The following is a 13,478-nucleotide window of genomic DNA, read 5'->3' on the forward strand; positions in this document are numbered from 1 at the left end:
GATACTCTTAACATAAATTAGACTCTAAAACTTATTAAAAAGTTTTATTTTTTTATTTTATATCAAGGTCTTCTTTTATCATTTTTTTTAGTTCCTCTATTATATCTTCTTCATTCACCTTTTTGAAGATTTTTCCTTTTTTAAATAAAACTCCAACACCTTTTCCACCAGCAACTCCGTAATCTGCTTCTTTGGCTTCCCCAGGTCCATTTACCACACAGCCCATAACAGCTATTTTTATTTTATTAGATAATCCACCAAATTCTTTTTCTACTTCTTTAGTTAATCCAATCAAATCTATTTCTGTTCTACCACAAGTAGGACAAGATATAATCTCAACACCTTCATCCCTAAGTCCTAAAACTTTTAATATTTCTCTTGCCACTTTTATTTCCTCAACAGGATTTTCTGTTAGAGATACCCTTATTGTACTTCCAATTCCATCTACTAGTAAAGACCCAATTCCAATTGCAGATTTTATTGATCCTTGAAACGCCGTTCCCGCCTCAGTAACTCCTAAATGTAGTGGATAATTAAACTTTTTCGAAATTTTTCTGTATGCTTCAACCATCATTTTCACATTACTTGATTTTAAAGAGATTATTATATTATGAAAGTTATACTTTTCCAAAAGATTTACATGATAAATAGCACTTTCAACCATCGCATCAGCTGTTGGACGTCCATATTTTTCTAATATCTCTTTTTCTATTGATCCTGAATTAACTCCAATTCTTATTGGTATATTCTTTTCTTTTGCCATTTCAACAACTATTTTTACCTTGTCATCTCCACCTATATTTCCTGGATTTATTCTAAGTTTGTCTATTCCATTTTCCATAGCTTTAAGAGCAAGTCTATAATCAAAATGAATATCAGCAACCAATGGAATATTTATTTGTTTTTTTATTTCTGATATCGCTAAAGCTGCTGCCTCACTATTAACGGTAACTCTTACCATCTCACATCCTGCAGCTTCTAACTCTTTTATTTGAAGTACTGTCTTTTCTACATTATCAGTAGGAGTATTAGTCATCGATTGTATGATAACTCTATTTTCTCCTCCTAGTTCAATATTTCCAACTTTAACAACTCTACTTATGCTCAAACTTTTCCACTCCTTCTTTATATTAGTAAAGAAGTCCTAGATCCCATCCGGGTCCAGGACTATCTTGCTAGGTATTTCATTGGATCATAAGGTTTATTATTTTTTCTGATTTCAAAGTGTAAATGAGGTCCTGTTACTCTTCCGCTCATACCTGTTTTACCTATTACATCACCAGCTTTAACTCTTGTTCCCTTTTTTACATATATATCATTTAAATGAGCTGATCTAGTTTCAAACCCATCATTATGTTTTATTATTATTATTTTACCATATCCTGACATGTATCCAACAAAACTAACATGTCCATCTTTTGCTGCTTGAAGAGGAATATATCTGGCCTTTAAATCTACACCCGTATGTTGAATATATCTTTTTAATACTGGATGGAATCTATTTCCAAAAGGACTTGATACTCCAGTCCACTTCACAGGCATATTAAATGAATATTTAGCTAAACTACTTGTAACAGATTTTTTAGTCTTAGATTGACTAACTTTCGCAGTTTTTACTGTTGTTTCAACTGGTCTTGTTTTTTTAGCCAATATAACTCTATTTACAACCGATAGATCTGGATCTTTTATAAAAATTTCCTGACCTGGCTTTAAATTGTTCGCATATTCATTATTATATTTTTTCAGTTCGTCTATTTTAACTTTATATTTTGATGCAATTCTATAGAGAGAATCTCCTTTTTTAACCTCATAAAAAATTCCATTCTCAGTTATTATATTTATCTCATCACCAATTTTTAGTGTTTTAGATAATTTTGGATTGTTGGCTTGAAGTATTTCTAAATCTATATTATACTTTTCAGCTATACCACTTAAAGTATCACCACTTTTAACAGTATAAATCTCTTTTTGAGGTGTTTTAAACTCTTCAACTTCTGTTTTTTCAACTATTTCAGTGGTTTTTTCTTCTTCTTTAATTATTTTATACTCTCTTTCAACACTATAGAAATTACTAGTTAATAACTCTATACCACCGTTTTCTTCTTCTGATTCTACAGTCTCTGAAACATAAAAATCTGAAAATTTTTCAACATCGATGGGTTCTCCTATAAGAGAGGGATAAAATTTGAAAATAGCTAATGAAAGACATCCTACCCCAATTAAGCTCTTTAGAAAAAACTTCATGATTTCCCCCTCTCAACCGACTTCTCATAAATCTCAAGGAGTTTTTCATTACTTGGTGTTGTTGATATTGAATCTATCAATTTTTTAGCCCCAGTAGCTCTATCAAACTGTGCTAAATATCTTCTGATTTTCCAAATAGCATCCAAATCTTTTTTCGATATCAATAACTCTTCTTTTCTTGTTCCAGACTTTTGAATATCTATGGCTGGATATATTCTAAGTTCTGCTAAATTTCTATCTAAATGAATATCCATATTTCCAGTTCCCTTGAACTCTTCATATATTACATCATCCATTTTACTTCCAGTATCAATTAGTGCAGTAGCTATTATTGTTAAACTTCCACCATCTTTGATATTTCTAGCTGAACCAAAGAATTTTTTAGGATAATATAGAGCTGTTGGATCTATTCCTCCGGAAATCAACTTTCCACTTGATGGAATAACTATATTATAAGCTCTTGCAAGTCTTGTTAAAGAATCCATTAAAATTACTATATCTTCTCCGTTTTCAAGTTTTCTTTTAGCTCTTTCCAGAACCATCTCTGTAACTTTTATATGATTTTTAGGATCCTCATCAAATGTTGATGAAAATACTTGTGCTCCTTTAACTGACTCTTTGATATCCGTTACTTCTTCTGGTCTTTCATCTATTAGCAGAATCCAAACCTCTACTTCTTTATGATTTTCAATAATTGAATTTGCAATATTACTAATTAAGATAGTTTTTCCTGCTTTTGGAGGTGCTACAATAAGTCCTCTTTGCCCTTTTCCAATAGGAGCAATTAGGTCAATTATTCTTCCACCTATATTTTTAGGATCGCTCTCTAACTTAATATGTTCTGTTGGATATGAAGGTGTTAACTCATCGAACGGCACTCTTGATTCAGCTTTTTGAATAGTTCCACCATTTACAAGTAATACTTTTTTCAAAGCATAGTTCTTTTCTTCAGGAGCTGGCTCTCTAACTTCTCCAACAACAAAATCCTCTGTTCTTAATTTAAATCTTCTAATTTGGGATGCTGAAACATACACGTCTTTTTCAACGTTTGTTCCTCTTAAAAATCCATATCCATCTGCTAGGACATCTAAACTACCCCAAGCAATATCTGTTAATTCTTTACTCTCCAAATACTCCTCTATCAACTGAATTACTTCCGATTTTTTTGTTCTGCTTGAATAATCTATACCTAATTGTTTTGCAATTTCTTGTAGTTCCTTTAACAAAAATTTCTCCAGTTTCTCCATCTCGCCCCCAAGTTATTTTTTTTCTTTAACCATTTCTCCTGATAATGACCACGATAAAGTGTCTGTTATCTTTACATCTTGGAAAGTCCCGGCTAAATCATCGGCTCCATCAAATAAAACAATTTTATTGCTAGATGTTCTAGCACTTAAAATATCCTTATTTTTTTTACTTGGTCCTTCAACTAACACTCTTTCAACTTTACCTATAAAAGAACGGCTGAATTGCTTTGCAATTTCATCCTGTATCTCCATAAGTCTTAAAAGTCTTTCTTTTTTTAGCTCATCTGAAATTTGCCCATCCATCTTAGCTGCAACTGTTCCAGATCTTTGGGAATACATATATGTAAATGCTGTCCCAAATTCAACTTTTCTAACAACATCTAAAGTTTCTAGGAAGTCCTCTTCTGTTTCACCTGGAAAACCGACTATTATATCAGTTGTTAAACATACATCTGGAATTTTATTTTTAATTTTTTTTGCAAGTTCTATATAATTTTCCTTATCATAACCTCTATTCATAAGTTTTAAAATTCTAGAAGATCCTGATTGGATAGGCATATGTAGCCATCTTGAAATCTTTTGGTTTTTAGATATTACTTCAATTACATCTTCAGTAAAATCTCTAGGATGTGGAGATACAAACCTTACTATAAATTCTCCCTCAATCTTACAAATTTCTCCTAATAATTTTGCAAACGTATCTTCATTTTTAAAATCTTTACCGTATGAATTAACATTTTGCCCAAGAAGAATTATCTCCTTGTATCCCTTTTCAACAAACACTCTGATCTCATCTAATATCTGTTCTAATGGAACTGATCTTTCTCTTCCTCTAACATAAGGAACTATACAGTAAGTGCAGAAATTATTACATCCATAAGTTATTGGGATTGAAGCTGTCCTTGGTGATTCAAAATCAGCATCCAGTCTCGGCGGAACCTCATCTTCATCACCTGTATAAACTATATATTCTTCTTCTCCCAATTCAATTTTTTCAATAGCAGAAGGTATTTTTCCTATATTTTGATTTCCCATTACTAAATCAATTATTGGGAATTTTTTGGCTAATTTCTCTCCTTGTTCTTGAGCAAAACATCCAGTTATACCAATAATACTTCCTCTTTGCTCTTTTATTTGTTTCAACTCTCCCATTTTTCCATATATTTGAGTCGCTGCGCCTTCTCTTACTGTACATGTATTTAAAAATATTATATCCGATTCATGTATATCTTCAGTTACCTCATATCCCATATTTTGAAATATTTTTTTTATTTTTGCACTCTCATTAACATTCATCTGGCATCCGTAAGTAACTACTGCTGCTTTTTTAGCCATTTTTCCTCCTCATAACTATATATATAAGTGATTATTTTTTCATCAATAATTATGAAAATTATACCATGGCATATTTTATTTATCAAATAAATTGTTTCTCTATTTAAATATCTCCCCAGCCTCTAAATACCATAGGAGTAAGTCTATTTCATCCATTGGAATTCCTACCTCGGAACAATATTTCTTTAGTTTCTCTTCAATCTCCAAATATAATCTCGGAGTAATTGTTTTAGGTATCTCATGTATAATTTCTAATCTAACTAAATTTCTCAAAATATGTCTATCTAAAATAGCTACTTCTTCTCCAAATCCTACGTTTCTTAGGAAGTGTCCAGCTTCTTTATAAGACATCCCTTTTATATTTTTTACTATCCACTCTCTCCTCTCTTGAGTATTGGGAAAACTACTAAAAAAATCTTTTGTTATAATATGATGATCTACATTTGTCATCTGTTCTCTTAACTCTACCAAATACTTGGCCTTATTATTCTTAAATCTCACAATATTTAAATATGGAGTTATCTCCTCTACTGTCCCATTAAATAAAAGTCCATTATCTCTTAATTCAGTTATAGCTCTCCAAGCATTTTTAGCTTTTGATTGCGGAGTTAATATACAAAATGACAATTCTGCATGAATGCTTAAATTGTCACCATTCGTCCAAGTATCCTTAAATTCTTTCAATCTCTTTTGGATATCTTTTTTCATTTTTATATAAACTTTTTCTATTTCATAAAAATACTCATTTTTCATTTTTTCCTCCTTAAATTATCCTCTCTATGATTTTAACTCAAAACTCTGTATAAAAAAAGAGAGAGTTGTAACTTTTTTTAGTTACAACCCTCCAAATTTTATAATACAAATCCATAAGGAAGTATTTCTTCCATTGTTTTAATAAGGTAATCTTTCTTTAGATTCCCTAGTATTATAACTGTTTCATTGTCTGCGAATTCACTTATAACTTGTCTACAAGCTCCACAAGGACTTACTGGTCCTGTAGTATCTGCCACAATAACAATTATTTTTATTTTTTTCATACCTTGACTCACTGCTGAAAATATTGCACTACGTTCAGCACAATTTGAAAGACCGTACGAAGCATTTTCAACATTTGCTCCAGCATAGTGTTTCCCATTTTCATCTACTACTACTGCTCCAACTTTAAATCCAGAATATTTAACATAAGCATTCTCTCTGGCTTTTATTGACTCGTCTAGTAGCTCTAATATCTCTTTTTCTGTTAAGTTCATTGTTCCTCCAAATCTTATTGGACTATAGAGCTGTTTCTAAAGCTATCTCTATCATTTCCTTTAATGTTGTCTGTCTTTCTTCCGAAGTTGTTTCTTCTCCAGTAACTAAAGAGTCAGATATAGTTAAAATACTCAAAGCATTTACATTGTATTTTGCTGCAACTGTGTAAAGAGCTGCAGTTTCCATCTCAACGCAAAGAACTCCAAACTCTGCCCATTTTTTATATGAATCAAAGTTATCACCATAAAATTCATCAGCGGTTAATACATTTCCACCTTTTAAAGCTATACCTTTTTGAGCTGCTAGATTAGCTGCTTTCATAAATAAATCAAATGAAGCTGTTGGTGCATAATCTGCTCCACCAAATCTTAAATTATTTATTCCAGAAGTTGTTGATGCAGACATAGCTAATATTACGTCTCTTATTTTTACATCTTCTCTATATGAACCTGCAGTTCCAACTCTTATTAAATTTTTAGCTCCATAATCTCTAATTAACTCATTAGCATATATTGAAATTGATGGAATTCCCATTCCTGTTCCTTGAACAGAAACTTTTTTCCCTTTATAAGTTCCAGTATATCCATACATACCTCTTACTTGATTATAACATACTACATCTTCTAAAAATGTTTCTGCTATCCATTTTGCTCTTAAAGGATCTCCTGGTAATAATACTGTTTCCGCTATATCTCCTTTTTTTGCTCCAATATGTACGCTCATATATTCCTCCCTAATTTATATTTATTAAAATATCTCTTTAGCAAAACTAGTTTTTAAATCTGTCTTTCCAAGAAGTAATTCTTCAACTGTGGCAGCTATATCTGTAAAGCTGGTTCTTGTTCCTAAATTTACCCCAGATTTCATAGTTTTTCCATATACCATGATTGGTATATATTCTCTTGTATGGTCAGTTCCAGAAAAAGTTGGATCACACCCATGATCTGCAGTTATTATTAAAATCTCATTATCTCCCATATTTTCCATTATTTGTGGAAGATACTCATCAAACTCTTCAAGTGCTAACTTGTAACCTTTTGGATCTCTTCTATGTCCATACTTCATATCAAAATCAACTAAATTTGTAAAAATTAATCCTTTTGATTTCTCTTGCAAAGCTTTGATAGTTTTTAAAATTCCATCTAAATTATCTTTATTAGTTCCCCTATCATCAGTTACTCCTACCCCTGCAAATATATCAGAAGTTTTTCCTATTCCGATTACCGATAATCCCGCCTCTTCAATTCTATTTAACATAGTATCTTTAGGAGGTAATACTGAGTAATCATGTCTGTGGGCGGTTCTTACAAAATGACCTTTTCCACTTCCAACATATGGTCTTGCTATAACTCTTGCAACTGGTGAATATTCTTTACAAACTTCAAGTGCTATTTTACAAGCTTTATAAAGTTCGTCTAAAGATATTATATCCTCATGAGCTGCTATTTGTAAAACTGGATCAGCTGAAGTATAAACTATCCAATCTCCCGTTTTCATCTGCTCATCTCCATAGTCGTCTAAAACAGCAGTTCCAGAATACGGAAGATTACATAATATTTTTCTACCTGTTCTTTTTTCAATCTCTTTTAAAGTTTCTTCAGGGAATCCATTTGGATATGTTGGAAATGGTTTTTCTGGAACTATTCCTGCTATTTCCCAGTGTCCAGTAGTTGTATCTTTTCCTTTTGATTGCTCGTTTGCTTTTCCGTAAGCTCCAAGAGATTTTTCTACTCTACTAACTCCTAATATCTCAGTTATGTTTCCAAGACCTAAATCTTCCATATTGCTTACATTTAATCCTCCACAAGCCAAGGCAATATTTCCTAAAGTATTAGATCCAACATCTCCAAATTCTGCTGCATCAGGCATAAATCCAACACCAGCACTATCTAAAACTATTATTGTTGCTCTTTCTATTTTATTCACTAATATCATCTCCTTTACATGGACAATAAAGGGCCGATTTAGAATACTAAACCAGCCCCCTATTTATTCATTATTTGCTTTTAACAATAATTTCCTTGTTTTTAATTTTATCAGCAATTTCTTTTAACTTAGTAATTTTTTCTGCTCCGATTTTATCTTTTGTAAACTCTAGATCTGTAACTCCAACACCGTTTTCAGCAACACCGTAAATTGTTACTCCAGTTTTGAATTCTCCATCTTTTACAGCTTTTACAGTATCAAATACTGCTACATCAACATTTTTTATCATTGAAGTTAATACTGTTCCTGGTGCAACTCCATCTTGGTTTGAATCTACACCAATTGCGTAAACTCCTTTTTCTTTAGCTGCATCAATAACACCCATTCCTGTTCCACCAGCTGCATGATAAACTACATCTGCACCTTGGTTTATTTCAGAAATTGCATTTTCTTTACCTCTAACTGGGTCGTTAAAAGGATTTGGTCCAGTTGTGTAAACTGAAAGAACTTTGATAGCTGGATTTACATATTTTGCTCCATCCTCATATCCAATTTCGAATTTTTTAATTAAAGGATTTTCTACTCCTCCAACAAATCCAATTGTTCCTGTCTTAGACATCATAGCTGCTAAAGCTCCAACTAAGAATGATCCTTCCTCTTCTTTAAAAGTTAAAGATTTTACGTTTGGTAAATCAATTACATCATCAATTATTGCAAATTTTGAATTTGGATAATCTGCTGCAACTGCTTTTGCCGATTCCGTCATTTGGAATCCTGTAGCAATTATCAAATCATAATCTGCTTCAGCATATTCTCTTAAAAATTCTTCATCTTCTGCTGGAGAAGCTGGTTCAACGTATTTGAACTCAATTCCTAAATCTTTCTTAGCTTTTTCCAATCCTCTGTAAGCTGAATCGTTGAAAGATTTATCTCCTAATCCTCCTGTTGAAAGAACTATTCCAACTTTTAACGGGTTTGCTGCAAATGCATTTATGGCAAGCATTAAACCTAAAGTAAGAGTTACTAATTTTTTCATTTCATTCCCCCCTCAATTCGATTATATTAACAAAGTTAATCCTGTAGAATTTTACCATATATTTTTAGTAAAAAAAAGTTTTTTTTGGTAATTCAAACCATATTCTCAACTTTTCCTTCGCTATATCTACACCAAATTTACTTTTGTGCTGTTGCAAAATTCCCTTCACTATAGCAAGACCCAACCCATGACCTTCTCTATTTCTATTTTTATTCATCCTATAAAACGGTGTCCATATATTTTTAAGATCCTCTTTTTTCACTTGAGTTGTCCTATTTTCTATATATATCTGATATACATCACTTTTTTCTTCCACACCAATTTTTATAGATTTTGATTCCTCCGAATACTTAAAAGCATTCTCTATTAAATTTTGTAAAACTCTACTTATATAGGTTTCATCACCATATACATAAGCTTCTCCACTTGGAAGTTCAACTTTAAAATCATGATATTTCACAATAATTCTTTCCACAATTTCTTCAATTAGGAGGATTATATCAAATCTTTCAGTTGTAAGTTTTAACTGTCCACTTTCTATATGTGAAATTAATAAAAGTTCACGAACTAATCCATCCATTTTTTTACTTTCTTCTATTATAGTCTCAGCATAAAATTCTTTATCTTCATCACTGGCTATATTTTCAAATAATCCTTGGGCATATCCTTGGATAATAGCAATTGGCGTTTTTAATTCATGACTTACATTTGCAATAAATTCTTTTCTAAGAGTTTCTATTTGTCTTTCTCTTTCTATTTCTTCTTTTAATCTTTCATTCGTTTCATTTAATTCTTCTATTCCTCTTTCCAAACTAAATGCCAGAAATATTCCTAAAACAAGTGTTAAAGCTAATAACTTTAAATGATACTCAGTTGATATTTTCATTCCCTCTTGAATAAAACTTAAAGGAGTTGAAATTTCTATATATTTCCCTCTCAAATATGGATAGAAAAGATATATACTCTCTCCTCTGTAGTCTTTCATATTTATATTCATAAATATTTTATTTCCAGATTCTAAAACTTCTCTTATATGCTCAACTTGTTCTTTAGTTAAACTTCCCTCTGAAGAAAAGCTATTTAAATTTTGAAATTTTTCTATACTTATCAAAACATTATATTCTCTCTCTAGCTGTTGAAAATCAATAGTTGTATTAGGATCTACAACTTTAGCTCCTATTTCTAAAAGAGTGTCCTCTTTATTTTCCAGATAAAATTTCTCAAGAAAAAATTTGTTCGTCACTAGAAGTCCTGAAATCATTATAAATACGACTAAAAATATCAGTAAAATTACTTTCCCTTTTATCTTCATTTTCATAATTACACTTCCATTTTATATCCAAAACCTCTTACAGTTTGAATATAATTTTCTCCAATTTTTTTTCTGAGTCTTTTAACATGAGTATCTACGGTTCTTTCATCTCCAAAATAATCCCAACCCCAAACACTATTTAAAATCTTTTCTCTAGACAGAGGATTTTTATTATTTTCTATAAAAAAGTTTAAAAGATCCAGCTCTTTCGGTGTCAATTCAATCAATACACCATCTAACTTGACCTCACGTTTATCCATATTTATAGATATACTTCCAAGTATGACTTCCCCATCTTTTCCATCATTTCCACTTGAATCTCTTCTTAAAATTGCCTTTATTTTTGCCACTAAAAGTTTAGGATTAAATGGTTTAATCATATATTCATCTATTCCTAATTCATATCCAAATAACTGGTCACTTTCTTCAGATCTTGCTGTTAACATTATTATAGGTATATTAGATCTTTCTCTGATTTCCTTAGCTACTTCCCAGCCATCTTTTACTGGCATCATTACATCTAATAATATGAGATCAAATTCTTTTTGAGAAAATTTAACAAGCCCCTCTTCACCGTTTGACGCTTCATCAACTTCATATTCCTCTTTTACTAAATAATCCTTCATAAGCCTTCTAATTTTCCATTCATCTTCAACAATCAAAATCTTTTTCATAATCACCACTATTCTATTTTTCTAATTCAACAGTTAATTTCAATCTCTTCAGACCAGTCTGAATAGCTTTAACTTTAAATTTACTTATTCCTTTTACTTCTATCAAATCCTCCATAGAAGTTACTTGGATAGTTGAAAGATCTTTATAAATAGATATCAATTTTTCTATATCTTTCTTATTAAGTTTTGTAATCTTATCTAAAACTCTATACCCTTTAGGAGATACTCTTTTATCTAGAACAGAATATGTTTTTCCATATCCCAAAATATATGAAAGTTTCTCTAACTCCAATAATTCGCTATCACTTAATTTTTCTAATTCGTCATTTATAATAGAGATTTCTAATTCTCCTTTTTCTCCATTACTATCTCCGTTGTAATAATCCCTTATAAAATTATGTTTTTCTTCTTTTACTCCTTGTATTAAATCTTCAACTTGAAGATTTATAAGTCTTCCTTCTGTTCCTAATTCTATAACATAATTTTCTAGTTCTCTCATTATTCTTCTTACCATTTCAAATCTTTGAAGTACAGAAGTCACCTCATAAAGAGTAACTAAATCATCAAGTTCAAGTATAGTAAGATTTCCTAAAGATTTATCAAGAACATATCTGTATCTTTCTAAAGTTTTTAGAGCTTGTGAAGCCTCAGTCATGACTTCATACATATTTTTAAGTCTATATCTCATTTCACCTTTATACAAAGTTACTACTTTTTTTCTCTCAGATATAGCTATAACTAATAAATCACTTTGTTTTGCAACTCTTTGAGCTGTTCTATGTCTAGTCCCACTCTCATTTGTAGTATATTCCATTCCGGGTTGAAGATGAACATTAGCATATAAAATATTTTCTATTTTATTATCAACTATTATTGCTCCATCCATTTTCCCTAACTCATATATTTTTTCAGGGGTATAGCTACAATTTATTTGAAATCCCCCATCAATCATTTTGCTAACCTCTTCACCCATACCTACAACTATAAGAGCACCCATACCTGCATCTAGAATATTATATATTCCCTCTCTTAATCTAGTTCCTGGAGTAACTTGGGAAAGAATGCTTAATAAATCGTTATTATCCATCTTTACTCACCCTCTCTAGAAATTCATCTAAATTTTTTAAAAATATCAGCTTTAATTTGTAACTATTTTTTTCTACTTCTTTTCTATTTGCTTCAGGTATGTAAACACCTTTGAATCCTAATTTTTCAAGCTCTCTTAATCTTCTGTCTATAAAGAAAACCTTTCTTATTTCTCCTCTAAGTCCTAACTCTCCAATTGCCGCAATCTTTTGACTTATCTCTACATTTTTATAAATTGAAACTATAGATATAAGTACTCCTAAGTCTGCCGCTGGATCATTTATAGAAAGTCCACCTGGTACATTTATGAAAACATCTTTCATTCCAAGTTGCATTCCCATTCTTTTTTCTGCAATAGATATTAAAATTTGAACTCTATTTCTATCAAATCCTTGTACTATCCTCTTTGGAATTCCAATTGTTACGTCTGTAATTAAAGTCTGTATTTCTAATAGGAATACTTTTGTTCCTTCAAGAACTGGTACTACCATGCTTCCAATATTTTTTTCCTCTCTTTCACAAAGGAAAAACTCCGAAGAATTTATTATCTCTTTTATTCCATCTTCTTCCATACTGAAAACTGCTAATTCATTTGTTGACCCATATCTATTTTTTTGACTTCTTAATATTCTATAAAATAGTCCCTCTTCACCTTCAAATTGAAAAACTGCATCTACCATATGTTCCAAAAGCTTTGGTCCAGCCACTTTTCCATCTTTAGTTATATGACCTACTATAAAAAAAGACACATCTTGCTTTTTTGCCATTTCAACTATTTTTAAAGTACACTCTCTTATCTGAGTTGGTGTTCCTGGAATAGAATCAAAAGCTGAGTTGTAAAGAGTTTGTATTGAATCAACTATAACTACCTTTGGTTTTTTTATAGTCACATATTCATATATATTTTGAATATCTGTTTCAGACATAAGGTAAAGATTAGAACTGTTTATTCCTAATCTCTCTCCTCTTGACTTTATTTGTGCTGGAGATTCTTCCCCAGATATATAAAGTACGTCTCCATATTTTGTATATTCTTTTGCAGTTTGAAGAAGAAGTGTCGATTTTCCAATACCTGGATTTCCAGTTATTAGAACTACTTGTCCTTTAACCAATCCACCACCAAGGATTCTATCAAATTCAGAAATTGTAGTTTTATATCTAAAGTCCTTTTCCAATTGAATATCTGAAAAAGATACCACTTTATTTGAAAGCTCTACCATGGATAAATTATTTTTTACAGCATTTTTAGAAGTTGAACTTATCTCTTCATCAAAAGTTCCCCATTCTCCACAGTTGCTACATTTACCTACCCATTTTATCGACTTAAAACCACATTCATTACATATATAAAATCCATTTTTCGACAT

General features: G+C 31.0%; 13 protein-coding genes. All 13 read right to left on the reverse strand.

The features are described 5' to 3' along the window. Positions 1-52 precede the first annotated feature (52 nt). The 13 genes from ispG to radA all read right to left on the reverse strand — a co-directional run bounded on the left by ispG (position 53) and on the right by radA (position 13,478). Complete coding sequence (gene ispG, locus H3N56_RS05475) at positions 53-1,102, reverse strand: flavodoxin-dependent (E)-4-hydroxy-3-methylbut-2-enyl-diphosphate synthase (RefSeq protein WP_185881078.1); 1,050 nt, start codon at positions 1,100-1,102, stop codon at positions 53-55. 65 nt (positions 1,103-1,167) lie between these two features. Next, positions 1,168-2,244 (reverse strand): peptidoglycan DD-metalloendopeptidase family protein, encoded by a 1,077-nt coding sequence (locus tag H3N56_RS05480; protein WP_185880255.1) that lies wholly within the window; start codon positions 2,242-2,244, stop codon positions 1,168-1,170. Further along, positions 2,241-3,491, reverse strand: coding sequence for a transcription termination factor Rho (rho, locus tag H3N56_RS05485; protein ID WP_185880256.1), 1,251 nt, complete (start codon positions 3,489-3,491; stop codon positions 2,241-2,243). The genes H3N56_RS05480 and rho overlap by 4 nt, the downstream gene beginning before the upstream one ends. 12 nt (positions 3,492-3,503) lie before the next feature. Further along, entirely contained in the window at positions 3,504-4,826 is a 1,323-nt protein-coding gene (gene miaB, locus H3N56_RS05490; RefSeq protein WP_185880257.1) for a tRNA (N6-isopentenyl adenosine(37)-C2)-methylthiotransferase MiaB, read from the reverse strand. Positions 4,827-4,925: 99 nt separating this feature from the next. Next, the gene (locus H3N56_RS05495; protein WP_185880258.1) at positions 4,926-5,579 is read right to left on the reverse strand and encodes an N-glycosylase/DNA lyase; all 654 of its coding nucleotides are present in this window, start codon (positions 5,577-5,579) and stop codon (positions 4,926-4,928) included. A gap of 98 nt (positions 5,580-5,677) precedes the next feature. After that, positions 5,678-6,076, reverse strand: coding sequence for a cytidine deaminase (cdd, locus tag H3N56_RS05500; protein WP_185880259.1), 399 nt, complete (start codon positions 6,074-6,076; stop codon positions 5,678-5,680). A 22-nt stretch (positions 6,077-6,098) separates the two neighbouring features. Beyond that, entirely contained in the window at positions 6,099-6,800 is a 702-nt protein-coding gene (gene deoD, locus H3N56_RS05505) for a purine-nucleoside phosphorylase (RefSeq protein WP_185880260.1), read from the reverse strand. Between the two features lie 24 nt (positions 6,801-6,824). Next, positions 6,825-8,003: a phosphopentomutase gene (locus H3N56_RS05510; protein WP_185880261.1), complete on the reverse strand. Its 1,179-nt coding sequence runs from the start codon at positions 8,001-8,003 to the stop codon at positions 6,825-6,827. A 70-nt stretch (positions 8,004-8,073) separates the two neighbouring features. Then, positions 8,074-9,039, reverse strand: coding sequence for a BMP family protein (locus H3N56_RS05515; RefSeq protein WP_185880262.1), 966 nt, complete (start codon positions 9,037-9,039; stop codon positions 8,074-8,076). Between the two features lie 64 nt (positions 9,040-9,103). Beyond that, a complete protein-coding gene (locus H3N56_RS05520; protein ID WP_255492158.1) occupies positions 9,104-10,357 on the reverse strand; it encodes a sensor histidine kinase KdpD in 1,254 nt (417 codons plus the stop codon). Positions 10,358-10,359: 2 nt separating this feature from the next. Beyond that, entirely contained in the window at positions 10,360-11,025 is a 666-nt protein-coding gene (locus H3N56_RS05525; protein ID WP_185880263.1) for a response regulator transcription factor, read from the reverse strand. Between the two features lie 13 nt (positions 11,026-11,038). After that, positions 11,039-12,112, reverse strand: coding sequence for a DNA integrity scanning diadenylate cyclase DisA (gene disA / locus H3N56_RS05530; protein ID WP_185880264.1), 1,074 nt, complete (start codon positions 12,110-12,112; stop codon positions 11,039-11,041). Then, positions 12,105-13,478 carry a DNA repair protein RadA gene (gene radA, locus H3N56_RS05535; RefSeq protein ID WP_185880265.1) on the reverse strand — a complete coding sequence of 458 codons (1,374 nt, stop codon included), beginning with the start codon at positions 13,476-13,478 and terminating at the stop codon, positions 12,105-12,107. Before radA ends, disA begins: the two co-directional genes overlap by 8 nt.

The organism is Cetobacterium sp. 2A (assembly GCF_014250685.1).
GTDB lineage: Bacteria > Fusobacteriota > Fusobacteriia > Fusobacteriales > Fusobacteriaceae > Cetobacterium.

Bases quoted from the DNA above. Each gene is read 5' to 3' on its own strand.
- H3N56_RS05480 (WP_185880255.1), bottom strand. From the start codon at position 2,244: ATGAAGTTTTTTCTAAAGAGCTTAATTGGGGTAGGATGTCTTTCATTA.
- rho (WP_185880256.1), bottom strand. From the start codon at position 3,491: ATGGAGAAACTGGAGAAATTTTTGTTAAAGGAACTACAAGAAATTGCA.
- miaB (WP_185880257.1), bottom strand. From the start codon at position 4,826: ATGGCTAAAAAAGCAGCAGTAGTTACTTACGGATGCCAGATGAATGTT.
- H3N56_RS05495 (WP_185880258.1), bottom strand. From the start codon at position 5,579: ATGAAAAATGAGTATTTTTATGAAATAGAAAAAGTTTATATAAAAATG.
- cdd (WP_185880259.1), bottom strand. From the start codon at position 6,076: ATGAACTTAACAGAAAAAGAGATATTAGAGCTACTAGACGAGTCAATA.
- deoD (WP_185880260.1), bottom strand. From the start codon at position 6,800: ATGAGCGTACATATTGGAGCAAAAAAAGGAGATATAGCGGAAACAGTA.
- H3N56_RS05515 (WP_185880262.1), bottom strand. From the start codon at position 9,039: ATGAAAAAATTAGTAACTCTTACTTTAGGTTTAATGCTTGCCATAAAT.
- H3N56_RS05520 (WP_255492158.1), bottom strand. From the start codon at position 10,357: ATGAAAATGAAGATAAAAGGGAAAGTAATTTTACTGATATTTTTAGTC.
- H3N56_RS05525 (WP_185880263.1), bottom strand. From the start codon at position 11,025: ATGAAAAAGATTTTGATTGTTGAAGATGAATGGAAAATTAGAAGGCTT.
- disA (WP_185880264.1), bottom strand. From the start codon at position 12,112: ATGGATAATAACGATTTATTAAGCATTCTTTCCCAAGTTACTCCAGGA.
- radA (WP_185880265.1), bottom strand. From the start codon at position 13,478: ATGTCGAAAAATGGATTTTATATATGTAATGAATGTGGTTTTAAGTCG.